This is a genomic window from Streptomyces sp. RK9 (assembly GCF_045070545.1).
Lineage (GTDB): Bacteria > Actinomycetota > Actinomycetes > Streptomycetales > Streptomycetaceae > Streptomyces > Streptomyces alboflavus.
The window spans coordinates 22,700-47,366 of record NZ_CP173705.1 but is presented as its reverse complement, the minus strand read 5'-3'; the positions used below and the strand labels follow the sequence as shown (position 1 = coordinate 47,366).

Annotated in this window: 14 protein-coding genes and 1 pseudogene; 14 read left to right on the top strand and 1 reads right to left on the bottom strand. The window is 72.3% G+C overall.

Annotated features, from left to right (window positions below):
* Positions 1–98: 98 nt before the first annotated feature.
* From mreC to obgE, 14 genes and pseudogenes are all read left to right on the top strand, one after another.
* Positions 99–1,052: a rod shape-determining protein MreC gene (mreC, locus tag AB6L24_RS37835; protein WP_380855289.1), complete on the top strand. Its 954-nt coding sequence runs from the start codon at positions 99–101 to the stop codon at positions 1,050–1,052.
* A gap of 16 nt (positions 1,053–1,068) precedes the next feature.
* The gene (gene mreD, locus AB6L24_RS37830) at positions 1,069–1,743 is read left to right on the top strand and encodes a rod shape-determining protein MreD (protein ID WP_385724968.1); all 675 of its coding nucleotides are present in this window, start codon (positions 1,069–1,071) and stop codon (positions 1,741–1,743) included.
* Positions 1,744–1,792: 49 nt separating this feature from the next.
* A complete protein-coding gene (mrdA, locus tag AB6L24_RS37825) occupies positions 1,793–3,967 on the top strand; it encodes a penicillin-binding protein 2 (RefSeq protein ID WP_405663704.1) in 2,175 nt (724 codons plus the stop codon).
* Between the two features lie 3 nt (positions 3,968–3,970).
* Positions 3,971–5,167: a rod shape-determining protein RodA gene (gene rodA / locus AB6L24_RS37820; RefSeq protein WP_405663702.1), complete on the top strand. Its 1,197-nt coding sequence runs from the start codon at positions 3,971–3,973 to the stop codon at positions 5,165–5,167.
* 45 nt (positions 5,168–5,212) lie between these two features.
* On the top strand, positions 5,213–6,757 hold the full coding sequence (locus AB6L24_RS37815; RefSeq protein WP_405663700.1) for a CHAD domain-containing protein: 1,545 nt from the start codon (positions 5,213–5,215) through the stop codon (positions 6,755–6,757).
* Positions 6,758–6,852: 95 nt separating this feature from the next.
* The gene (locus tag AB6L24_RS37810) at positions 6,853–8,790 is read left to right on the top strand and encodes a TIGR03960 family B12-binding radical SAM protein (RefSeq protein WP_405663698.1); all 1,938 of its coding nucleotides are present in this window, start codon (positions 6,853–6,855) and stop codon (positions 8,788–8,790) included.
* Positions 8,791–8,909: 119 nt separating this feature from the next.
* On the top strand, positions 8,910–10,979 hold the full coding sequence (locus tag AB6L24_RS37805) for a restriction endonuclease (RefSeq protein WP_405663696.1): 2,070 nt from the start codon (positions 8,910–8,912) through the stop codon (positions 10,977–10,979).
* A 65-nt stretch (positions 10,980–11,044) separates the two neighbouring features.
* Positions 11,045–12,226 carry a hypothetical protein gene (locus AB6L24_RS37800; RefSeq protein WP_405663694.1) on the top strand — a complete coding sequence of 394 codons (1,182 nt, stop codon included), beginning with the start codon at positions 11,045–11,047 and terminating at the stop codon, positions 12,224–12,226.
* A gap of 193 nt (positions 12,227–12,419) precedes the next feature.
* Positions 12,420–13,220 (top strand): TIGR03936 family radical SAM-associated protein, encoded by an 801-nt coding sequence (locus AB6L24_RS37795; RefSeq protein WP_030362611.1) that lies wholly within the window; start codon positions 12,420–12,422, stop codon positions 13,218–13,220.
* A gap of 265 nt (positions 13,221–13,485) precedes the next feature.
* Positions 13,486–17,890 (top strand): annotated as a pseudogene (locus AB6L24_RS37790) (ribonuclease E/G).
* 329 nt (positions 17,891–18,219) lie between these two features.
* The gene (locus AB6L24_RS37785) at positions 18,220–19,584 is read left to right on the top strand and encodes a phospholipase D-like domain-containing protein (RefSeq protein WP_405663691.1); all 1,365 of its coding nucleotides are present in this window, start codon (positions 18,220–18,222) and stop codon (positions 19,582–19,584) included.
* A gap of 206 nt (positions 19,585–19,790) precedes the next feature.
* Entirely contained in the window at positions 19,791–20,111 is a 321-nt protein-coding gene (gene rplU, locus AB6L24_RS37780; RefSeq protein ID WP_030362614.1) for a 50S ribosomal protein L21, read from the top strand.
* 14 nt (positions 20,112–20,125) lie between these two features.
* Positions 20,126–20,380, top strand: coding sequence for a 50S ribosomal protein L27 (rpmA, locus tag AB6L24_RS37775; RefSeq protein WP_030362615.1), 255 nt, complete (start codon positions 20,126–20,128; stop codon positions 20,378–20,380).
* A gap of 137 nt (positions 20,381–20,517) precedes the next feature.
* Positions 20,518–21,966, top strand: coding sequence for a GTPase ObgE (obgE, locus tag AB6L24_RS37770; RefSeq protein ID WP_405663688.1), 1,449 nt, complete (start codon positions 20,518–20,520; stop codon positions 21,964–21,966).
* Between the two features lie 578 nt (positions 21,967–22,544).
* Here the strand turns inward: obgE and AB6L24_RS37765 are convergent.
* The gene (locus AB6L24_RS37765; protein ID WP_405663686.1) at positions 22,545–24,638 is read right to left on the bottom strand and encodes a hypothetical protein; all 2,094 of its coding nucleotides are present in this window, start codon (positions 24,636–24,638) and stop codon (positions 22,545–22,547) included.
* Between the last annotated feature and the right edge of the window lie 29 nt (positions 24,639–24,667).

The following is a 24,667-nucleotide window of genomic DNA, read 5'->3' as shown; positions in this document are numbered from 1 at the left end:
CGCCTGCTCGCGGTTTCATAGATTTCTGTTCAGTAGATTTCCGTTCTGTTCAGTAGATCTCCGACGATTCCTACTTGAGGAAGGCACGGCCGCCGCACGTGAGGGACACACGAGAGAGCCGGCTGCTCCTGGTGCTGCTGATCGCCATCGCGTTCGCTCTGATCACGGTGGACATCCGCGGCGGCGAGGACTCGCCGGTCGACGGTGCCCGCCAGGCCGCCGCCACGGTCTTCGGCCCCGTCGAGGACGGCATGTCCTCCGCCGTAGACCCGATCGGCAACGCCATCGGAGCGGTCCGCGACTCCGGCGACCGGCACGACCGCATCGCCGAACTGGAGCGCCAGAACGCCGCGTTGAAGGCCAAACTCGGCAGCGACGACCGCAACCGCAGCCGCGTCGCCCAGCTCGACTCGATGCTGAAGAAAGCCGGCGCCGGACAGTACGGCATCAAGGGCGCGGAGGTCATCGGCATAGGAGCGGCCCAGGGCTTCTCCTGGACCGTCACCATCGACGCCGGCGCGGGCGACGGCCTGAAGCGCGACATGACGGTGCTCAACGGCGACGGCCTGGTCGGCCGCGTCACCACCGTCGGCCCCTCCACCGCCACCGTGCTGCTCGCCAACGATCCCGACTTCACCGTCGGCACCCGCATGGAGAAGACCGACGAGCTCGGCTTCGCCTCCGGCCAGGGCGACCGCCCGCTGCGGGTCCAGCTCCTCAACGGCAAGGCCAAGGTCAAGAAGGGCGACCGCCTGGTGACCTTCGGCTCCCAGGCCGACAAGCCGTTCGTGCCGGGCGTCCCCGTCGGCGAGGTCGTCCGCGTCGACCCCTCCGGCGGCGACCTCACCCGCAACGTCTTCGTCCGCCCCTACGTCGGCTTCACCAAGCTCGACGTCGTCGGCGTCGTCGTCGAGGCCCCCCGCGAGGACCCCCGCGACACGGTCCTGCCGCCCAAGCCCGCCAAGCCGAAACCCGCACCCACGGTGACGGTCACGGCCACGCCGTCCGGGGACGCCCCGGCCGACGGCGCAGACAACGGCAACGAGCAGTAGGAGCACTGACACCCCCATGCGCTTCAACCGGATCCTGCTCTCCAGCACCCTCGTCGTCGTCGCCCTCGTCATCCAGGTCAGCGTCCTCGCCCGGCTCCAGCTGCCCGGCGCCGTGCCCGACCTGGTGCTGCTCACCGTCCTCGCCCTGGCCCTCGTCTACGGCCACACCGGCGGCGCCCTGATCGGCTTCGGCGCGGGCCTGCTCACCGACCTCGCCCCGCCCGCCGACCACGCCGCCGGGCGCTACGCCCTGGTCCTGTGCGTCATCGGCTATCTGGCAGGCCTCGCCAAGCCCGAGACCGGCCGGCTGCGCTCGGCCAGCGGCCCGCTCGTCGTCGTGGTCAGCGCCGCCGTCGGCTCCACCCTCCTGTACGCGGGCGTCGGCGCCCTCGTCGGCGACGACGCGGCCCGCCATGTCGGCCTCGGCGGACTGCTCTTCACGGCCGCGCTGTACGACCTGCTGCTCGCGCCGTTCACCATCCCGCTGATCATCGCGCTCGCCCGGCGCGCCGAGAACGACCCGCTCGGCGAGACCGGCGCCAACGCCAAGGCCGCCGACGTCTCCTCCGGCTGGCTCTCCTCCGGCACCGGCCTGAGCATCGGCAACCAGCGCGGCAGCGGACTGCGCATGAAGGCGGCCAAGGCCCGGGTGGCCCGCGCCGGACGCATCAAGGGGGTCAAGCGCCTGTGAGCGCAAGCACACCGACGTACGGAAGGGACACAAGGGGAGGGGTGCGGCAGTGACCAACATTCCGGAGACCGGACGCACCCCGCGCGTCCAGGTCCGCCTCGTCATCATCCAGATCCTCGTCGTCTCGCTGCTCCTCACCCTCGGCGGCCGCCTGTGGTACCTCCAGGTCCGCAACGGCGCCGAGTACGCCGAGGAGGCCTCCGGCAACCACGTCCAGCAGGTCGTCCAGCCCGCCGTGCGCGGCGCGATCCTCGACGCCCGCGGCGTGCCCATCGCCGACAACCAGACCCGCCTCGTCGTCTCCGCGTCCCGCACGGACCTGATGAAGATGAAGGACGACGGCAAGGGCGTCCTCGACAAGCTCGCCGGGGTCCTCGACATGGCCCCCAAGGACGTCGCCGACAAGGTCCGCCTCTGCGACTCCAAGACGCCCCAGCCCTGCTGGAACGGCTCGCCCTACCAGCCCATCCCGATCACCGACGAGGCCACGCCCAAGCAGGCCCTGCAGATCCGGGAGCGCTCCGAGGACTTCCCCGGCATCACCGCCGAGCCCACCGCCGTGCGCCGCTACCCCGCGCCCGGAAAGTCCAACACCGCGCAGGTCCTCGGCTACCTCTCGCCCGTCACCGACGACGAGATCAACAAGGCCAAGGACAGCGAATCGCCCTATCTGCGCTCCGACCAGGTCGGCCGCTCCGGCCTGGAGCGCACCTACGACAAGCAGCTGCGCGGCAAGGCCGGCGTCACCCGCTACGAGGTCGACAACCTCGGCCGGGTGATAGGGAAGGCCGACTCCGACCGGGCCCAGCCCGGCTCGAACGTCGTCACCAGCATCGACGCGCGCGTCCAGGCCGTGTCCGAGTACTGGCTGAACGACGCGATGAAGAAGGCCCGCGACGAGTTCGACGACAACACCGGCGAGAACTACAAGGCCGACGCGGGCGCCGTCGTCGTCATGGAGAACAAGACCGGCCGCATCGTCTCCATGGCCTCCAACCCCCACTACGACCCGAACGCCTGGGTCGGCGGCATCTCCGGCAAGGACTACGCCCGCCTCACCGGCAAGAAGTCCAACTACCCGCTGCTCAACCGGGCCATCCAGGGCCAGGCCGCCCCCGGCTCGATCTTCAAGGTCATCCCGACCACCGCCGCCGTCAACGCGGGCTACGAGTTCAACGGCCGCTACCCCTGCCCCAGCTCGTACTCGATCGGCGGCCAGGTCTTCAAGAACTTCGAGTCCCAGGGCCACGGCTCCATCTCCCTCGGCCAGGCCCTGGAGGTGTCCTGCGACACCGTCTACTACAAGCTGTCGCACGACGAGTGGCGCAAGGACGGCGGCAACAAGCCGAAGAAGGACCCCAAGGACTGGTTCTACAAGACCGCCCACCAGTTCGGCCTCGGCAAGGAGACCGGCGTCGACCTGCCCAACGAGGTCACCGGACGCGTCCCCGACCGCCAGTGGAAGAAGGACTACTGGGGCGCCAACAAGGACGCCTGGTGCAAGCAGGGCAAGAAGGACGGCGAGTACGCCGAGCGCATCGCGTACGAGAACTGCCTCGAAGGCATGAAGATGCGCGCCGGTGACTCCGTCAACTACTCCATCGGCCAGGGCGACACCCTCGTCACGCCGATCCAGATGGCCACCATCTACTCGGCCATCGCCAACGGCGGCACCATGTACAACCCCACCGTCGGCAAGGCGATCATCAGCGGCGACGGCAAGCACGTCGAGGAGATCAAGCCCAAGGCCCACGGCAAGCTGCCCATGGACGCGGCGCTGCGCAAGGACATAGACGGTGCCCTCGCGGACGTCGCGACCAAGGGCACCGCCGCCTGGCGCTTCGGCGGCTGGCCCCAGGACAAGATCCCGATGCACGCCAAGACGGGTACCGCCGAGGTCTACGGCAAGCAGACGACGTCGTGGTTCGCGACGTACACCAAGGACTACTCGATCGTGATGACGATCTCCCAGGGCGGCACCGGATCCGGTGCCTCAGGTCCCGCCGTCCGCAAGATCTACGACGCCATCTACGGCCTGGACGACAGCGGCAACCAGGACCTGAAGAAGGCCCTGCTGCCCGAGCCGCAGAAGTCCCTGCCCAAGATCGAGCCCGACGGCTCCATCGACGCCCCGAAGATCAAGCCGTTCAAGCCCGGCAAGCCCAAGCCGCCGAACGAGGAGACCCAACTGGCCGGCCCCCCGGCCACCGGGAGGCGTGACTAGTTGATGACCGGCACCGGTGGCTTCTCCGTCTCGGGCTACGGCCCCGAGCGCTCCACGCTGTCCCGCCTCCTGGCCCGCGACTCGATACTGCGCAGGCTCGACTGGGTGATGCTGCTCGCCGCCCTCGCGCTCTCCGTGATCGGCTCCGCGCTCGTCTACTCGGCGACCCGCAACCGCACGGAACTCGTCGGCGACGACCCGTACTCCTTCCTGATCAAGCACGTCATCAACATCGGCATCGGCCTCGCCCTGATGATCGCCACGGTCTGGCTCGGCCACCGCAACCTGCGCACGGCCGTGCCGATCCTCTACGGCGTCTCGGTCTTCCTGATCCTGCTGGTCCTCACCCCGCTCGGCGCCACCATCAACGGCGCCCACGCGTGGATCGTCATCGCGGGCCAGTCGCTCCAGCCCTCCGAGTTCTGCAAGATCACCATCATCCTGGGCATGGCGATGATGCTCGCCGCCCGCGTCGACGCGGGCGACAAGGAGCACCCCGACCACCGCACCGTCGTGCAGGCCCTCGGCCTCGCCGCCGTCCCGGTCATGATCATCATGCTGATGCCCGACCTCGGCTCGGTCATGGTCATAGTGATGATCGTGCTCGGCGTCCTGCTCGCCTCCGGCGCCTCCAACCGCTGGATCTTCGGCCTGATCGGCGCGGGCGCGCTCGGCGGCGTCGCCATATGGCAGCTGCACGTCCTCGACGACTACCAGATCGCCCGCTTCGCCGCCTTCGCCAACCCCGCGCTCGACCCGGCGGGCGTCGGCTACAACACCAACCAGGCCCGCATCGCCATCGGCTCCGGCGGCCTCACCGGCACCGGCCTCACCAACGGCACCCAGACCACCGGCCAGTTCGTCCCCGAGCAGCAGACGGACTTCGTCTTCACGGTCGCCGGCGAGGAACTGGGCTTCGTCGGCGCGGGCGCCATCCTGCTCCTCCTCGGCGTCGTCCTGTGGCGCGCCTGCCGCATCGCCCGCGAGACGACCGAGCTGTACGGCACGGTCGTCGCCGCCGGGATCATCGCCTGGTTCGCCTTCCAGGCCTTCGAGAACATCGGCATGACGCTCGGCATCATGCCGGTCGCCGGTCTGCCCCTGCCGTTCGTCTCGTACGGAGGCACATCCATGTTCGCGGTCTGGCTCGCCGTGGGCCTGCTCCAGTCGATCAAGGTGGAAAGACCGCTGTCGGCGTAGCGCCGGGGTCTGCCCAAGTCGGCCGATCGCGTCTAGATTCGGTTCATGGCGGACACGAAGCGCGAACGCGAGATCGAGCGGAAGTACGACGCCGAAGCCCCCGGCGGGCTCCCCGACCTCAGGGGAGTCGCCGGGGTGGCCGACGTCATCGACAAGGGCGTCGCCGACCTGGACGCGGTGTACTACGACACCGCCGACCAGCGCCTCGCCGCGGCCTCCGTCACGCTGCGCCGCCGCACCGGCGGCCACGACGCCGGCTGGCACCTGAAACTGCCCGTGCCCGAGATCGAGGGCGCCCGCGACGAGGTCCACGCCCCCCTGTCCGACGAGGTGCCCCGCGCCCTGCTCGGCCTGGTCCGCTCCCGCGTCCGTGAGGCCGACCTCACCCCCGTCGTCCGCCTCCGCTCGGCCCGCGACCTGCGCCACCTCGTCGACGCCGACGGCACCCTCCTCGCCGAGGTCAGCATCGACGGCGTCCGCGCCGACCGCCTCGACGGCGCCACGGCCACAGCCTCCTGGACGGAGATCGAGGTCGAACTGGCCCCGAACGGCGACCCCCACCTCTTGGACAAGGTGGAGAAGAAGCTGCGCAAGGCGGGCGTACAGAGGTCGACGTCCACGTCGAAGCTGGCACGGGCCCTGGGCGAGACGGCGGGGAGTGAGACCGCTCCCGCCGCGGTGCGGCCCCCGGCCGACCTGGACCCCGACACCGCGGGCGCCCAAGTCCTCACGTACCTCCGCGAGCAGCGCAACGCTCTGGTCGACCTGGACCCCGCAGTCCGCCAGGACCTCCCCGACTCCGTCCACCAGATGCGCGTGGCCACCCGCCGCACCCGCAGCGCCTTCAAGACGTACCGAAAGATCCTCGACCGCACGGTCACCGACCCGATCGGCGAGGAGCTGAAGTGGCTGGCCGCCGAGCTGGGCGTGGACCGCGACCGCGAGGTCCTCACGGAGCGCCTCACGGCGGCGATCGCGGCGGTCCCGAGGACCCTCCTCCTTGGCCCCGTCCGCGGCCGCCTGAAGATCTGGAAGGTCGCGGGCCGCGCGGGCTCCCGCCGCAGGACGGTCGCCGTCCTGGACAGCAAGCGCTACCTCGCGCTCCTTGACAGCCTGGACGCCCTCCTGGCCGACCCCCCGCTCCGCAAGGCCGCACGGACCCCCGCGGCACAGGCCCTGCCGGCGGCGGTCCTGAAGGACTACGACCGCCTGGCGACCCGCGTGGACCACGCCCTGGCCCTGGACCCGGGCACGGACAGGGACCTGGCGATGCACGAGGCCCGCAAGGCCGCGAAGCGCGCCCGGTACGCGGGCGAGGCGGCCACCCCGGCCCTCGGCAAGCCCGCGGCCACCTTCGCCAAGCGCATGAAGGCCGTGCAGAAGGTGCTCGGCGACCACCAGGACTCGGTGGTGGCCCGCGAGGCCCTGCGCGACCTGGCGATCCAGGCGCACGCGGCGGGGGAGTCCGTGTTCGTGTGGGGCCTGCTGTACGGCCGCGAGGAGGCGGCAGCGGCGGCACGGGAGCGGGAGCTGGTGGGCGTGTGGGAGCGCGCGTCGCGGCCGAAGGCACGGGCGGCGCTCGGCGGCTAGGGCCGGGCGCGGGGGTCGGCCGTTCGAGGTACGGGGCGGGGTCCGGGCCACGTTAGGCTTGAGGGTCACCCCTGTCAGCTCACGAAGGTCCAGCGATGTCTGTCGAGTCGGTTTTCCCGCAGCTCGAAGCCCTGCTCCCGCATGTGCAGAAGCCGATCCAGTACGTGGGCGGTGAGCTCAACTCCACCGTCAAGCCCTGGGACGACTGCGATGTCCGCTGGGCGCTCATGTACCCGGACGCGTACGAGGTCGGTCTGCCCAACCAGGGCGTCATGATCCTCTACGAGGTCCTGAACGAGCGCGACGGCGTCCTCGCCGAGCGCACGTACAGCGTCTGGCCGGACCTCGAAGAGCTGATGCGCGAGCACAAGGTCCCCCAGTTCACGGTGGACTCGCACCGGCCCGTGGGCGCCTTCGACGTGTTCGGCCTGTCCTTCTCCACGGAGCTGGGCTACACGAACATGCTGACCGCCCTCGACCTCGCGGGCATCCCGCTGGAGTCCAAGGACCGCGGCATCGACGACCCGATCGTGCTCGCGGGCGGCCACGCCGCGTTCAACCCCGAGCCGATCGCCGAGTTCATCGACGCGGCGATCATCGGCGACGGCGAGCAGGCCGTGCTCGACATGACGGAGATCATCCGCGCCTGGAAGGCCGAGGGCCGCCCCGGCGGCCGCGAGGAGGTCCTGTTCCGCCTCGCCAGGACCGGCAGCGTGTACATCCCGGCGTTCTACGACGTGGAGTACCTGCCGGACGGCCGCATTGGCCGTGTCGTACCGAACAAGTCGGGCGTGCCGTGGCGCGTGTCCAAGCACACGGTCATGGACCTCGACGAGTGGCCCTACCCGAAGCAGCCCCTGGTGCCGCTCGCCGAGACGGTGCACGAGCGCATGTCGGTGGAGATCTTCCGCGGCTGCACGCGCGGCTGCCGCTTCTGCCAGGCGGGCATGATCACCCGCCCGGTGCGCGAGCGCTCCATCACGGGCATCGGTGAGATGGTCGAGAAGGGCCTGAAGGCCACCGGCTTCGAGGAGGTGGGCCTGCTCTCGCTGTCCTCCGCCGACCACACGGAGATCGCGGACGTCGCCAAGGGCCTCGCCGACCGGTACGAGGAGGACAAGATCGGCCTGTCCCTCCCCTCCACCCGCGTGGACGCCTTCAACGTCGACCTCGCCAACGAGCTGACCCGCAACGGCCGCCGCTCCGGCCTCACCTTCGCCCCCGAGGGCGGCAGTGAGCGCATGCGCAAGGTCATCAACAAGATGGTCTCCGAAGAGGACCTGATCCGCACCGTCGCCACCGCCTACGGCAACGGCTGGCGCCAGGTGAAGCTGTACTTCATGTGCGGTCTGCCCACCGAGACCGACGAGGACGTCCTGCAGATCGCCGACATGGCGATGAACGTCATCCAGAAGGGCCGCGAGGTCTCCGGCTCCAACGACATCCGCTGCACGGTCTCCATCGGCGGCTTCGTGCCCAAGCCGCACACGCCCTTCCAGTGGGCCCCGCAGCTCTCCGCCGCGGAGACCGACGCCCGCCTGGAGAAGCTCCGCGACAAGATCCGCGGCGACAAGAAGTACGGCCGCTCCATCGGCTTCCGCTACCACGACGGCAAGCCCGGCATCGTCGAGGGCCTGCTCTCCCGCGGCGACCGCCGCCTCGCCGCCGTCATCCGAGCCGTCTACGAGGACGGCGGCCGCTTCGACGGCTGGCGCGAGCACTTCAGCTACGAACGCTGGATGCGGTGCGCCGACAAGACGCTGCCCGATGTGGGTCTCGACGTCGACTGGTACACCACCCGTGAGCGCACCTACGAAGAGGTGCTGCCCTGGGACCACCTGGACTCCGGCCTCGACAAGGACTGGCTCTGGGAGGACTGGCAGGACGCGCTCGACGAGACCGAGGTCGACGACTGCCGCTGGACGCCGTGCTTCGACTGCGGGGTGTGCCCGGCCATGCAGACGGAGATCCAAGTGGGGCCGACGGGCAAGAAGTTGCTGCCGCTCTCGGTGAAGACGCCCGCCGCGAAGTGAGACCCCCCGGCGCCGTGGGCGCGGCGCCGGATGCTGGCTAAAGTCATCTCATAACCGCTGGTTGGAGGGCCGGCCGGCGGTTGTGGGAGAGGTCGGCGTCCTGGGGAGGGCCTGCACGCATGAGTCGTCGCTCAAGTGGTCTTGTCGGTGTCTGGGCCGAGGTCCAGCGGCAGCAGCAACGCCAGCTGGAGGCCGACGCCCGCAGGCGCCGGGAACAGGAGCGGCAGGCCCGTGCCGAGCAGCGCCGGATGGAGCGGGACTACCGCGAGTACCGCCAGGCGGAGGCCCGGCGCCGGACCCAGGAACTCGACGCGCGCGTGGAGGCCCTGCAGGGCCTGTTAGCGGCCGGCTGCCGTGCCCCCGCCTTCCGCGCCGAGGCCCTGACGCGGACCGAGGACGTACTGCCGTTCTCGCCCGGACAGCTCGCGGTGCCGGTGCCCATGCCCGACCCGAACCTCTATCAGGCACAGGGCGGTTGGATGCCCGGCCGCCGCGCCCAGGCGCAGGCGGAGGCGCGGGCCCGCTACGAACACGACTGGCGGGCGGCGCAGGCCGCGGAGGCCCAGCGGCAGCGCCGACTGGCGGAGCTGCGGCGCCAGTACGACGCGTGGGTCACCGGCCACCTGGCGGAGGTGCGCCGCCACAACGCGGGCATCGCCGAGGCCGCGGCGGGCGTCAGGAGCGGTGACGCGGAAGCCGTCGTCGAGTACTTCACCGCCGCCCTGTACGCCTCGACGGCCTGGCCCGAGGGCTTTCCCCGGCAGGTCGCCGCGGCCTACGACCCGGCCTCGCGCCAGCTGGTGCTCGACTGGGAACTCCCCGGCCAGGACGTCGTCCCCGAGGCGAAGTCGGTGCGCTACCTGATCAACGCCGACGAGGACAAGGAAGCCCCGCGCCCGGTGACCCAGCGCCGGTCGCTGTACCGGGGCGTCATCGCCCAGTGCGTGCTCCTGGTGCTGCACGACCTGTTCGCGGCCGACCAGCACGGCGCCCTGGAATCCGTGGCGCTGAACGGGTTCGTCGACGACCACGACCCGGCGACCGGCGTACGGACCCATATCTTCCTCGCGTCGGTCATGGCCTCCCGCGGCCCCTTCGCCGAGCTCCGCCTGGAGCAGGTGGACCCGGTCAGCTGCCTGACCGACGGCCTCAGGGGCCAGTTGGCGGCGCGGCCCGACCAGCTCTCGCCGGTGCGGCCCGCGCGCAGACCGGACGACGTGGGCCAGCACATCGCGAGCCACGGCGGCGCCGGGGCGGGCGACGAGCCGGACCTGCGGGAGATGGATCCGATCGTGTTCGAGTCCCTGGTCGCCGAGCTGTTCCGGGCCATGGGCATGCAGGCCGTGATGACGCAGCGCTCGAACGACGGCGGCGTGGACGTCGACGCCCTCGACCCCACCCCGATCCGCGGCGGCAAGATCGTCGTCCAGGTGAAGCGCTACCGCAACACCGTCCCGCCGACCGCCGTCCGCGACCTCTACGGCACCGTGCAGGACTGCGGCGCCAACAAGGGCGTCCTGGTCACCACGTCGGGCTTCGGCCCCGGCTCGTACACCTTCGCCAACGGCAAGCCCCTGGAGCTGATATCGGGCCCCGAGCTGGTCGACCTGCTGCACCGGCACGGGCTCTCCGGCCGTCTCGGGGACCGCGCGGGCGCGGCGCCCGCGCCCGCCCCGGCGCCCGCGCCCCGGCAGGACGACGCCGGCGACTACAACGTCCTCGGCATGTCCTGGTCCGGCAGCGTCGTCGTGGACGTCTGCGCGCTGGTCTGCGCGGGCAACCGCGTCCTGAGCGACGACCACTTCGTGTTCTTCAACAACTCCCGGACCCCGGACGGTTCGGTGCGCGCGGAGCCCGCGAGCCCACCGGACAAGGCAGCGGTGCGGGTCGCCTTCGAGTCGCTGCCCGCGGCCGCCGACCGGCTCGCGCTCGTCGCCGCGATCGACCCCGAGGCCAACCCGCACGCCGACCTGTCGGGCTTCACCGACGCCCGCATCCGGCTCCTCGACCCGTCCCTCACCGAGCTCGGCACGCTCGACGTCTCCGAGGGCCGCGCGGGCGAGACCGCCCTGGTCCTCGGCTCGTTCCGGCGCAGAGCGGGCGGCGACTGGGACTTCGTGCTCGGCGGCAAGGGCTACACCGGCGGCCTGGAACAGCTCCTGCCCGACTACGGCATCGCCGTCGAGTAGACCGGGTGCCCGAGCAGACCGCCGAAATCGGGAGCCGCGACGGCCCCGCGTGCGTCTAGCACCACATGGACCTGGAGAAACGGCCCGCGACACCTCCCGTGGAGCGGGCCGCGCAGCACCCGGCGGCCCCCGCGCCGCAGCCCGCACCGAGGCGGCCTCCCGCACAGGCGGAGGGCTGTCTCGTGGTGGCCATCAGACTGCCGGTGCGGATCGTGGCGCTCGTCGTCGTGCTGCCGGTGCGCCTGGTGTGGGACGCGCTCGTGGTGGCCGGACGGTTCCTGCTCGACACCGCGCTGCGTCCCGTCGGCCGCGCGCTCGCCTGGCTGGGGCGCACCCTCGTGCTGCGGCCCCTCGGCGCGCTGTGGACGTACGTCCTCGCTCCGGTCGGCCGAGGTCTCGCGGCGGCCGGCCTGTTCCTCGGCAAGTGCCTGTTCGTCTGGCCCTGGGTGGGGCTTTGGCGGTACGTGGCCGTGCCGGTCGGCCTCGGCCTCGGCCGGCTGCTTCACATGCTGCTCGTCGTGCCCGCGGTGTGGCTGTACCGGTACGTCCTGACGCCCGTCGGGCACGCGCTCGCCTGGGCCGCGCGGGGTGTCGGCGCCGGAGCGTCGGCCGTCGGGCGCGGGGTGCGGTGGCTGCTGCGGACACTGTTCGTGGTGCCCGCCGTGTGGACGTACGCCCGGGTGCTCACGCCGATCGGGCACGGCATCGCCTGGGTGGCGCTCGGGGTCGCCGCCGGGGTCGTGTGGCTCGCGCGGGTCGCGGGGGCCGGGGTCATGTGGCTCCTTCGGGGCATCGGGTTCGTCCTCTGGACGCTGCTGCGGTGGCTCTTCGTGGTGCCGGCCGTGGCGGTGTGGCGGTGGGTGCTCGCGCCGGTCGGGCGGGGCGCCGCCGTCGTGGGGCGCGAGATCGGGGACGCGCTCGGGCACGCGTGGCGGGTCGCCGGGCATCTGTCGCGGGCCGTGTGGCGGTTCCTCGGGCAGCTCCTTCGGTGGATCTTCGTGAGCCCCGCGCGCCGGGTGTACCGGAGCGTCCTCACCCCGGCCGGGCACGCCGTCCGCGACCTGGTGTGGCGCCCCGCCGCCGCGGCGGTACGGGCCGCGGGACGCACCACGAGGCAGGCGCTCGGATCCGTGCGCGACAGCGTGCGCGCGGCCCGCGCCGACGTCCGGCGGCTGCTCCTCGGCGCGCCCCGTGAGAAGGTGCCCGTCACACAGGGCCCCGAGGCCGAAGGAAACCTGCGCACGTGAAGCGCGTATTCTGAGGCTGAGGGTCCGGTGTGAGACGTCCCCGCAGCCGCAGGGACGATCCGGACCACGACACACGGCAGCGCAAGCCCGGACGCCCTCCCCACCGAAGCGGGGACGGCGGCACGGGCCGCGTACACGAGGAGAAGTTCCCCTGGGCAAGCGACAGCCCGAAGGCCCGCCGCCCGCACCCGCGGTGCAGCGCATCCGACTGCGCTACACCAAGCGCGGCCGCCTCCGGTTCACCAGCCACCGTGACTTCCAGCGCGCCTTCGAGCGGGCGCTGCGCCGCGCCGAGGTGCCCATGGCGTACTCGGCCGGCTTCACCCCGCACCCGAAGGTGTCGTACGCCAATGCCGCACCCACCGGCACGGGCAGCGAGGCCGAGTATCTGGAGATCGCCCTCACCGAGCACCGCGACCCGCGCACCCTGTGGGCGCTGCTCGACGAGTCACTGCCCGAAGGACTCGACATCACCGACGCCGTCGAGGCCCGCACATCGGGGCTCGCCGACCGGCTCACCGCCTCCGTGTGGGAGCTGCGTCTGGACGGCGTGGAGCCCGAGGCGGCCGAGCGCGCCGCCGCCGCCTTCCGCGCCGCCGAGACCGTCGAGGTCCAGCGCCGCACGAAGAACGGCATGCGGACCTTCGACGCCCGCGCGGCCGTCGTCAGTCTCGACGGACTCGGTCCGGAGGCGCTCGCCTCCCGCGCCGATAGGCCGAGCGACAAGCCCTGTGCGATACTGCGGCTGGTTGTACGGCACGTGACACCTGCCGTCCGACCCGACGACGTCCTGTCCGGTCTCCGAGCTGTGGCCGACCTGGCGCCGCCGGTCCCCGCAGCGGTGACCAGGCTGGCGCAGGGGCTTTTCGATGAAGAGACCGGCACGGTGACCGACCCGCTCGCGCCCGACCGCGAGGCAGACATGGCCGCCCCGGCCGATCGTCCCGATCGTTCAGGGGACGCCGCACCTGCCGCCGCGACGGCGCCGGAGTAGGGACGGTCCCGCGCAGGGGCGTTCGCCGAGAACACCGCAGCGCCGCCCTCGTACTCGGGAGCCACCTGGGTCGGGCGGCGCACTGACCAGAAGACTTTCGCCAGGCCGTCCGCACCAAGGGGCGTACGGAACCGGCGAGACAAGACACAGAGAGCTCCCGTGCGGCGCCCACGCCCCCGGATGGCGGCCCCGCGCAGCAAGCGAGAGCCGCGGACATGTCCGGTACAGGCGCGGCGCCCGGGAGCGTGACGGGAGAACCGCCCGCATGCTTGAGCCGAACGACCCCACTGAGGGTTCGAACAACAACAGCACACCCAGCGACACCCTGCCCCCGCGCCGCAGGCGCCGGGCCGCGTCGCGTCCCGCGGGACCGCCCGCGGGCACCACCACGGACGCCGGGCCGGCCATACCGGCCACCCCCGCCACCGCCGTGGACAGCGCTCCCGCCGCCGCGACCGACGTCGACGACGAGGCCGAGGCCCTGGCGGAGACGGACGAGGACGCCGAGGCCGGCGTCGTCGAGGCCGCCGAAGCTGCCGAGGCCGCCGAAGCCGCGCCCGCCGTGGAAGAGGCCGCCCCCGCTCGCACGCGCCGCCGCGCCACCCGCCGCGCCTCCGCGCCCGCCGGTGCCCGCAGTCCGCCGCGTCGGCCGCCCCGGCCGCCGCCGACGCCGCGCCCGCCGCCGAGGAGCCCGCCGTGGCAGAGCCCGCCGCCGAAGAGGCCGCCCCCGCCCGTACGCGTCGCCGTGCCACCCGCGGCGCCTCCGCGCCCGCCGGTGCCCCGCAGGCGGCCGAGGCGGAGCAGCCGTCGGCCGCCGTCGCCGAGAGCCCGGCCGCAGCCGACGCCGCGCCCGCCGAGGCCCCCGAGGCCGACGCCGCGCCGCGTCGCACCCGTCGTCGGGCCACGCGCACGGTCTCCGCGCCCGCCGCCGATGCGCAGGCCGCCCCGGCCACGGAGCCCGCCACCATCACGGACGAGCCCGCCAAGGCCCCGGAAGCCGCCGAGGCCGACGCCGCGCCGCGTCGCACCCGCCGTCGGGCCACGCGCACCGTGTCCGCCCCGGCCGCCGATGCGCAGGCCGCCCCGGCCACGGAGTCCGCCGAGACCGCCGAGACCGCCGAGACCGCCGAGACCGCCGAAGCCGCGGCACCGAAGGCCGCCGAGGCCACTGAGGCCACCGAGGCCACCAAGGCCACCAAGGCCACCGAGGATGCTGTCGAGGCCCCGGCCGACGACGCCGCTCCGCGCCGCGCCCGCCGCCGTGCCACCCGCGCCGCCGCCCCCGCGGCCGACGCCCGGCCCGCCGAGGCCCCGGCCGCCGACGACACCCCGGCCGAGGCGCCGGAGCAGGCCGATGCCGCCCCGCGTGGCCGCATCGCCCGTGCGGCCGAGGCCGCCGAGCAGGCCGACGCGGACACCCCGCGCGGCCGCACCCGCCGCCGCGCCACCCGCAAGGCCGCCGCCGGATTCACCGCGCCCGCTGCGGCGGGGCGCGCTCCGACGACGACAACGACCGCCGTCCGGCGCGGCCCGCCGTGGCCGTGTTCCAGGCGCCCGTCTTCGCCGAGCCGATGTTCCAGACCCCGGAGCGCGCCGCTGCCGCTGCCGCCGCCGAGGCCGCCGAGCAGCCCGTCGAGGCCGCGCCCGCGCCCGCCGCCGAGGAGGAGACGGGGCCGCGCCGCCGTCGCCGCCGCCGTGCCGCGGACGAGCAGCCCGCCGTGCCCGTCGCGGCGGAGCCCGAGGGGACCGTCGAGGCCGAGCCCGCCGAGGCGGAGGCCGACGTCGACACCGAAGGCGCCGACGAGGCCGCCGACGGCGAGGACGCCGGTGAGCGCCACGGCCGTCGCCGCCGCCGCGGTGGCCGCCGCCGCCGTCGTGGCGAGTCCGCCGACGCCGACGGCGCCGAGCAGTCGGACGACGCCGAGCGCTCCGACGAGTCCGGCGAGTCCGGCGAGTCCGACGACACCGACGACTCGGACGAGGCCGCCGCCGAGCGGTCCGACGACGACTCCGACGACGCCGAGGCTTCCGGTGGCTCCGGCTCCAGCAGCAGCCGTCGCCGCCGTCGCCGTCGCCGTCGCGCCGGTGACTCCAGCGAGGCCGAGCCGGGCGACGGCGACCCGGAGCGCACGGTCGTCAAGGTCCGCGAGCCGCGCAAGAAGGGCGACGACTCGCCCTCGGACGAGGTGCAGTCCATCAAGGGCTCGACCCGTCTGGAGGCCAAGAAGCAGCGCCGCCGCGAGGGCCGCGAGCAGGGCCGCCGCCGGGTGCCGATCATCACCGAGGCCGAGTTCCTGGCCCGCCGCGAGGCGGTCAACCGGGAGATGATCGTCCGTCAGAACGGCGACCGCACCCAGATCGGCGTCCTCGAGGACAACATCCTCGTCGAGCACTACGTCAACAAGGAACAGTCGACCTCGTACGTCGGCAACGTCTACCTGGGCAAGGTGCAGAACGTCCTGCCGTCGATGGAGGCCGCCTTCATCGACATCGGCAAGGGCCGCAACGCCGTCCTGTACGCCGGCGAGGTCAACTTCGAGGCGCTCGGCATGGCCAACGGGCCGCGCCGCATCGAGTCCGCCCTGAAGTCGGGCCAGTCCGTCCTCGTCCAGGTCACCAAGGACCCGATCGGCCACAAGGGCGCCCGCCTGACCAGCCAGGTCTCGCTGCCCGGCCGCTACCTGGTCTACGTGCCCGAGGGCTCGATGACCGGCATCAGCCGCAAGCTGCCCGACACCGAGCGCGCGCGTCTGAAGACCATCCTCAAGAAGATCGTCCCCGAGGACGCGGGCGTCATCGTGCGCACCGCCGCCGAGGGCGCGAGCGAGGACGAGCTGCGCCGTGACGTCGAGCGGCTGCAGGCGCAGTGGGAGGACATCCTCAAGAAGTCGAAGATGACCACCACCAGCTCGCCGAGCCTGCTCTACGGCGAGCCGGACATGACCGTCCGCGTGGTCCGCGACATCTTCAACGAGGACTTCTCGAAGGTCATCATCAGCGGCGACGAGGCCTGGGAGACCATCCACGGCTACGTCTCGCACGTCGCCCCCGACCTCGCCGACCGCCTCTCGCGGTGGACGTCCGAGGTGGACGTCTTCGCGACGTACCGGATCGACGAGCAGCTCGCCAAGGCCCTCGACCGCAAGGTGTGGCTGCCCTCCGGCGGCTCCCTCGTGATCGACAAGACCGAGGCCATGGTCGTCATCGACGTCAACACCGGCAAGTTCACCGGTCAGGGCGGCAACCTCGAAGAGACCGTGACGAGGAACAACCTCGAGGCGGCCGAGGAGATCGTGCGCCAGCTGCGCCTGCGCGACCTCGGCGGCATCGTCGTCATCGACTTCATCGACATGGTCCTCGAGTCCAACCGGGACCTGGTCCTGCGCCGGATGCTGGAGTGCCTGGGCCGGGACCGGACCAAGCACCAGGTCGCCGAGGTCACCTCGCTCGGTCTCGTGCAGATGACCCGCAAGCGGGTCGGCCAGGGCCTCCTGGAGTCGTTCTCCGAGACCTGTGTGCACTGCAACGGCCGCGGCCTCATCGTGCACATGGACCAGGCGACCACCGCCGGTGGCGGCGGCAAGCGCAAGAAGCGCGGCCGCGGCGGCGCCGACCAGGGCGCCGGCCACGACCACACGCACGAGGGCGTCGAGTCCGGTGCCGAGGCCGTCGAGACGGCGGCCGAGGTCGCCGCCGAGGTCGCCGAGCCGGTGGCGCTGCCCGAGCCCGCGTTCGTCCCCGACGAGGAGCTGTACAGCAGCCCGGCCGAGGCCGAGGCCGCCGCTTCCCGCGGCCGTTCGCGGCGCCGTGCCACGCGGCGGGCGTCCGCTCCCGCGGGCGCGCCGAAGTCGGAGACGGCCGAGGTCGAGGCGCCCGAGAGCGCCGTGCAGGCGGAGCAGCCCGAGCAGGCCGAGAAGGCCACGAAGCCCGGGCGTGCGGCCAAGGCCGACAAGGCGGGGCGCGCCGAGAAGAAGGCCAAGTCCCGTGCGGGCAGGGCCAAGGCGGAGCCCGTCGAGTCGGGTGCCGAGGCCGCTGAGGTCGCGGAGGCCCCGGCCGCCGAGGTCGCTGAGGTCGTCGAGGCCCCCGCCGCCGAGGCTCCCGTCGAGGACGACGCGGCTCCCAAGGGGCGTACGCGGCGTCGGGCGACCCGCAAGGCGACGGCTCCGGCCGGTTCGCCGAAGGCGGCGGCCGACAGCGGTGAGGTGATCATCGCGGAGGCGGCCAAGCCGGAGCCGGTCGTCGAGGCCCCGGTCGCCGAGCCGGTCGCGCAGGCCGAGCCGGTCGCGGAGGCAGCCCCCGAGGCCCCCGCGCGCCCGCGCCGCCGTGCCGTGCGCAAGGCCACCGCGCCGACCGCGTCCGAGGAGACGGCCGTCCTGGTCGTCCCCGCGGCGGACAAGCCGTCCGAGGCGGCCGCCGAGCAGGCGCCGGAGGCTCCCGCAGCCGACGCCGAGGAAGCAGCCGCTCCGGCCGCCAAGAAGGCGGCGCGCAAGACGGCCAAGAAGGCCACCGCCAAGAAGGCCGCGACGAAGAAGACCGCGGCCAAGAAGACGACGGCGAAGAAGACGGCCGCCAAGAAGACGACGGCCAAGAAGGCGGCGAAGACCACCAAGAAGGCCGCGGCCGCCGAGCAGTCGGGCGCCACGGTCACCGCCCCGGCCGACGCCGGCTGAGGTCGGCTGAGACCGGCTGAGACCGGTCCGACGCGCGTCCGGCCGTGACACGGCCGGACGCACCGGCTGACGTCGTGGGGCGTCACCGCAGCAACGGTGCCCCCGGCACGGCGAGTTCGCCGTGCCGGGGGCACCGGCGCGTCCGCGCGCAGGGTGCCGGGTCGGCGCCCTCAATGCGGCGTTTTCACCCCCCACTTGGATCGTCGAGGCTTTGCCTGTAAGACTCATGCGGTTTGTTGTCGTGAAGAGTTGACGAAGAGTCGACCGTGAGGACGGGACACCGGCGTGCCGTGGGGAGACCGCGCGCCGGGTCAGGGGAGGGATGCACCATGGCGCAGCTGCGCCTCAGAGGCACGGGCCGCCACCGCGCCGTGAAACAGGTCAAGGGCGGACGGCAGGCGGCGGCGCTCGCCACCGTGCTCTCGGCGGCGAGCCTGCAGGCCACGGGCATCGCCGGGGCCGCGCCCGCCGAAGGACCCACCGGCACGACACCCACCTGGACCGAGGGCCCGGTCTTCAACGACCCGCTCGGCACGGACGAGGCACAGCACGCGATCCGCACCCGCCTGATCCAGCTCACCGACGCGGCCGTGCCCGGCTCGACCATCAAGGTCGCCGTCTACCACGTGTGGGAGGCCCCGGTCGTCGACGCGCTCCTGAACGCCCGCGCGCGCGGCGTCAACGTACAGATCCTGCTCGACTCCACGAGCCGCACGGACCGCCCGGACAACCCCTCGTACGCGAAGCTCGCGACCTCCCTCGGCACGAACAGCGCCAAGCCGTCGTTCGTCGCGCTGTGCCCCACGGACAAGTCCTGCCTGGGCGACCCGCGCCACGGCAAGTCGATCATGCACAACAAGTTCTGGCTGTTCTCCGAGGTCAAGGGCGCCCGTGACGTCGTCGTACAGACCACGTCGAACTCCACGCCGTCGGCGCACACCAAGTTCTTCAACGACGCGCTGCTGCTCCCCGACAACCCGACGATGTACGACGCGTTCGCCGACTACTTCGACGACATGGTCCGCAAGGACTGGCGGCACTGGGACTACCGCACGGTCAGCAACGGCCTCTACAAGGCGTACTTCTTCCCGCGCGAGGGCACGGTCAACGAGACCGACACCATCTACTCGGTCCTCAACAACGTCGCGTGCAGCTACAAGGACGCGAACGGTGTGAAGCGCCAGACCAAGGTCCGCGCCTCCATCTTCAAGATCACGCGCAAGCAGATCGCCGAGAAGCTGGTCTCCCTGAAGAAGGCGGGCTGCGCGGTGGACCTGGTGTACGCCGAGACGGACTCCGCCAAGAGCCAGGGCGGCACCCCCGGCACCTGGGAGGCCCTGCACAAGCCCGGCGGCCCCTCGCTGCGCTGCTACAACGACGACCGGGACCCGCTCGTGCCCGGCCAGAAGCTGACCACGCCGTACATCATCCACAGCAAGTACGTCCTCATCGACGGCGTGTACGACGGCAAGCGGAACAAGGTCTCCTTCACCGGCTCGCAGAACTACACGGCGCCCGCGCTGCGCGAGAACGACGAGGTCATCGTGAAGGTCGACGACGACTCGGTGCACGACACCTACCGCAGGCACTTCGACCGGGTGAAGAAGGTGGCCTGGCCGGGGACCAGCGACAAGACCGATCTGTGCCGGGGTGTGAAGCCGCTGCCGCCGGACGGCGAGAAGCCCACCCGGTAGGGCGGCGGGGGCCCGGTTTGACCCGTCCGGGCGAGCCCCGTAACCTTGACCGTCGGCGTGTTCGTATGCACGCCCAACCCCTGTAAACCTCATTCCTCCCGGACGTCGCACGGAATTCCGCGTGACATCGGGGAGAGGCCGTTCGCGCCATCGGCGCGGGGCGGCTGGACTGCGGGGGTCCCGTTCCGAGCGAGAGAGAGATCCGCGTGTACGCCATCGTGCGCAGCGGTGGTCGCCAGCACAAGGTTGCTGTCGACGACATCGTTGAGGTTGACAAGATTTCCACCGCCAAGGTTGGCGACACGGTCGAGCTCTCGACCCTGCTCGTTGTCGACGGCGACGCCGTGACCAGCGACCCGTGGGTCCTGGCCGGCATCAAGGTCACCGCCGAGGTCGTGGACCACCACAAGGGTGCCAAGATCGACATCCTTCGGTACAAGAACAAGACCGGCTACCGCCGTCGGCAGGGTCACCGCCAGCAGTACACGGCGATCAAGATCACCGGCATCCCCACGGCTGCGAAGTAAGGGACTGAGACAAGATGGCACACAAGAAGGGCGCATCGTCCACTCGGAACGGGCGCGATTCCAATGCTCAGCGGCTCGGTGTGAAGCGCTTCGGCGGTCAGACCGTCAACGCCGGTGAGATCCTGGTCCGCCAGCGCGGCACCCACTTCCACCCGGGCACGGGCGTCGGCCGCGGCAAGGACGACACCCTGTTCGCGCTGGACGCCGGTGCGGTGGAGTTCGGTACCCACCGCGGCCGCAAGGTCGTGAACATCGTTCCGGTCGCCTGATCACTCAGGTTCCGTAGAACACAGTTCTTCGCGAGGGCGGACCTCGACTTCTCGTGCTCCTGGGAGTGCGGGAAGCGGGTCCGCCCTTCGTGTGTTACAGGTATGACATTCCCGCACGTTTCTGGAGGCACTGAACCATGACCACCTTCGTGGACCGCGTCGAGCTGCATGTCGCCGCGGGTAGCGGGGGCCACGGCTGTGCCTCCGTCCACCGTGAGAAGTTCAAGCCGCTCGGCGGCCCCGACGGCGGCAACGGCGGCCGGGGCGGCGACGTCATCCTGGTCGTCGACCAGTCCGTGACCACGCTGCTCGACTACCACCACAGCCCGCACCGCAAGGCCACCAACGGCAAGCCCGGCGAGGGCGGCAACCGCTCCGGCAAGGACGGCCAGGACCTGGTCCTGCCGGTGCCGGACGGCACCGTCGTCCTCGACAAGCAGGGCAACGTCCTCGCGGACCTCGTCGGCCACGGCACCACGTACGTGGCCGCGCAGGGCGGCCGCGGCGGCCTCGGCAACGCGGCGCTCGCCTCCGCCCGCCGCAAGGCGCCCGGCTTCGCGCTGCTCGGTGAGCCCGGTACGGGCGGCGATGTCGTCCTGGAGCTCAAGACGGTCGCGGACGTCGCGCTCGTCGGCTACCCGAGCGCGGGCAAGTCCTCGCTGATCTCGGTGCTCAGCGCCGCCAAGCCGAAGATCGCGGACTACCCGTTCACGACGCTCGTGCCCAACCTCGGCGTCGTCACCGCTGGCTCCACCGTCTACACCATCGCCGACGTGCCCGGCCTCATCCCCGGCGCCAGCCAGGGCCGCGGCCTCGGCCTCGAGTTCCTGCGCCACGTCGAGCGGTGCAGCGTCCTCGTGCACGTCCTGGACACCGCCACCCTGGAGTCCGACCGCGACCCCGTCTCCGACCTCGACGTCATCGAGGCGGAGCTGCGGGAGTACGGCGCGGGCCTGGAGAACCGGCCGCGTCTGGTCGTCCTCAACAAGGTCGACATCCCCGACGGGCAGGACCTGGCCGACCTGGTGCGGCCCGACCTGGAGGAGCGCGGCTACCGCGTCTTCGAGGTGTCCGCGGTCGCCCACAAGGGCCTCAAGGAGCTGTCCTTCGCGCTCGCCGAGTTCGTCGCCGAGGCGCGGGCTGCCAAGCCCAAGGAAGAGGCCACGCGCATCGTCATCCGGCCCAAGGCCGTCGACGACGCCGGCTTCACCGTCACCCGCGAGGAGGACGAGGGCGAGGCCGTGTACCGCGTACGCGGCGAGAAGCCGGAGCGCTGGGTGCGCCAGACCGACTTCAACAACGACGAGGCCGTCGGCTACCTCGCGGACCGGCTCAACCGCCTCGGCGTCGAGGACGAGCTGATGAAGGCCGGGGCCCGCGCGGGCGACGGCGTGGCCATCGGCCCCGAGGACAACGCGGTCGTCTTCGACTGGGAGCCCTCGATGTCCGCGGGCGCGGAGATGCTCGGACGGCGTGGCGAGGACCACCGCTTCGAGGCGCCCCGCCCGGCCGCGCAGCGCCGCAGGGACCGCGACGCGGAGCGGGACGAGGCGGAGCGGGCCTACGACGACTTCGAGCCGTTCTAGGCCGGAGGCCCTGGGCGGGGGCGGCTGCCCCCGGCCCGCTGCTGTCGGACCCGCCTTGCCGCCTGCCCCCGGCGGCAGCCCTCCCCGCCGCTCCGCGGCGGGGGTCTCCCACCCGCCCGCCCGTGACTCTCGGCCCCGTCTCACCGCGGGGGCCCGTGGCTCTCGGCCCCGTCTCACCGCCGGGGGCAGTGCCGGGGGCCCCGTGCGAGGGCGGCATCCGCTGTCCCGTCGCTTCGCGCCGGGACCTCTCCCACCCGCCCGCCCGTGGCTCTCGGCCCCGTCTCACCGCGGGGGCCCGTGACTCTCGGCCCCGTCTCACCGCCGGGAGCGGTGCCGGGGGCCCCGTGCGAGGGCGGCATCCGCTGTCCCGTCGCTTCGCGCCCGGAACTCTCCCACCCCCGCCCGTCACGGTCAGACCCGCCTCGCCGCCGAAGCACGACCCTCGGCTGACGACGAAGGGCCCCGGAGCAAACTGCTCCGGGGCCCTTCGCTGCTTCTACGGTGAGGCGGGTTCGACCGTCACGGGCGGGCGGGTGGGAGGAGCCCCGAAGGGGCTCAACGGCTGCCGCCCCCGGCCGCTACGCGGACTCCAGCTCCTCCGTCGGGTCCGCGTCCATCGCGGCCTCCGCCGCGTCCACCGTGTCCGTGGACTCGTCGCGCTGGGCCGGGATCTCCGCCTCCTGGCGGGCCGCGGCGCGGGCGCGGCGGGCGTCGGACTTGGCGGACAGGGCCAGGGCCGCCGCGTTGAAGCGGACGATGGAGGGCGGGTCGGACGGGCCGAGGAGGTGCTCCTTCAGCTCGGCGCGGGCCTCCGCGTACGCGTCCTTCTCCGGGGTGCGCACGGCCTCCAGGAGGGCGGGCACGCCGTCCGCCTCGGGCGCGAGGACGGTCGCGGCGCGCACCGTCGGGAAGCCCGAGCGGAAGTCCGCCTCGCTCATCCCGGAGGTGTTGGCCACCGCGTACGGCTTCTCGCTGCTCAGCCAGTCCGAGACGACCGAGGAGACATCGCTGATCAGAAGGTCGGCCTGGTTGAAGCAGGAGAAGATCGCCGGGCGGGACTCGGTGACGATCTGGTGCTCCCACTCGGGCAGCGAGGCCCAGTACGCCGACTCCCACGCCGCGGTCGCCTCCGCGATCGCGGCCCGGCTGTCGCCGTCGGGCGCGCCCTGGAGCATCATCCGCTCCTGCTCGTCCACGCTCTTGCGGAACTTCTTGGCGGTGAGCAGGCTCAGCGCGTCCGTGCGGGCGGCGAGCTCGGCCGCGGCCTCGAGGCCGGGGCGGGCGCCGGAACGCTTCGCGGCGGCGTCGCGGATCATGGCCTTGATGCGCTCGTTGGCGGCGCCCGCGGCCGGGTTCTGCGAGCCGGTCATCGGGTGCGGCTTGTAGATGAGGCGCACGGCCGGGTCGGCGAGCAGGTGCCGGACGATGTTCTCGCCGGCGAGGACGACCGAGGTGTTGCCGGGGTTGCCGTCCCAGCCCTCCCAGGTCGGGGCGTACAGGACGGTGGTGTACGCGCCCGTGGGCGGGCCCGCGTACGGCCGGATCGGCGAGAGCTGGGGGCGGCCGACCTCGACCACGTCCTTGTCCTCGACGCCGATGTCGGCGAGCTGGTAACGGTCGCGCGCCGCGGGGCCCGCGACCCACACCTCGTCGTACGCCTTCGCGTACGGGTTGCAGGACGACAGCTTGTCGCTCTCGCCGTGGTTGATGAAGGCGTGCTTGAGCGAGGGGATGCGCAGGACCTGGGAGGTCTTCGCGGCGTTCGCCGGGTGCAGCATCATCTTCAGCGTCGACGTCTCCAGGGAGAACATCGTGGCGACCTTCGGGAAGCAGATGATCGGCACGTCCGTGGAGTCGATCTTCTGGACCATGAAGCGCTCACGCAGCACGATCAGCGGGTTGCCGTCGAGCTGGGAGAGCGTGGACAGCCACATGTTCGCCTGGTACGCGGACGTGGTGCCGCCGGAGAAGTACATGGCGACCGTCGGCTGGTACCGGGCCAGCCACTGGTCGAGCCACTCCATGACGGCCTGGTCGCTCTTCGCCCGCTTCTTGGGCAGCATCCAGGTCGCCAGGTACGCGGCGCCGCCGCCCATGAGGACGACGGAGACGCCGAGCCCGGCGCCGCCCCAGTACGCGTCGGTGGTGGCCGCGGTGAGCAGCAGGCCGACCGTCGCGGGCACCGAGAACGTGAGCAGGCGGCGGGCCTGCTGGCGGGCCAGGATGCGCGGCGGCGCGGCGCTCAGGTGCAGCGCGGAGGCGTCGATGTTGCGCGTGACGATCGGCAGCGTACGGGCGCGGCGGACCATGACGGCGACGGCCTGGCAGAAGAAGTGCAGGGCGTAGAACGCGAGCAGCGTGACGGTCAGCGGCGACTGCTCGGCCAGCGGCTCGATGCCGTCGATGCGCAGCAGGCCGACGAGGACCAGCATGTCGCGCAGGAGCTGCCGGACGGTGACATCGAAGCGGATCTTGCTCAGGAGGGAGAGCAGACCCGGCTGCTTGTACTGCAGATAGATGTCGAGCGCGAGGTTCGCCGCCGCCGCGGCGACGAACACCGGGACGTACGGGACGAGCGCGGAAACGAGCTGTGCCGTGAAGAGCGCGACCATCGACAGCAGGGCGGTGAGCTGTACGACGCGGCGGCGGGGGGCGAGTCCGGCGGAGGGCACGGGCTTGGGCTCCTGGCGGGGGGCGTTAC

Coding starts and splice junctions, on each gene's coding strand:
- AB6L24_RS37810 (WP_405663698.1), top strand. CDS start 6,853: ATGTCTGTCGAGTCGGTTTTCCCGCAGCTCGAAGCCCTGCTCCCGCAT.
- AB6L24_RS37800 (WP_405663694.1), top strand. CDS start 11,045: ATGGACCTGGAGAAACGGCCCGCGACACCTCCCGTGGAGCGGGCCGCG.
- obgE (WP_405663688.1), top strand. CDS start 20,518: ATGACCACCTTCGTGGACCGCGTCGAGCTGCATGTCGCCGCGGGTAGC.
- AB6L24_RS37815 (WP_405663700.1), top strand. CDS start 5,213: ATGGCGGACACGAAGCGCGAACGCGAGATCGAGCGGAAGTACGACGCC.
- rpmA (WP_030362615.1), top strand. CDS start 20,126: ATGGCACACAAGAAGGGCGCATCGTCCACTCGGAACGGGCGCGATTCC.
- rodA (WP_405663702.1), top strand. CDS start 3,971: ATGACCGGCACCGGTGGCTTCTCCGTCTCGGGCTACGGCCCCGAGCGC.
- mreD (WP_385724968.1), top strand. CDS start 1,069: ATGCGCTTCAACCGGATCCTGCTCTCCAGCACCCTCGTCGTCGTCGCC.
- AB6L24_RS37805 (WP_405663696.1), top strand. CDS start 8,910: ATGAGTCGTCGCTCAAGTGGTCTTGTCGGTGTCTGGGCCGAGGTCCAG.
- AB6L24_RS37785 (WP_405663691.1), top strand. CDS start 18,220: ATGGCGCAGCTGCGCCTCAGAGGCACGGGCCGCCACCGCGCCGTGAAA.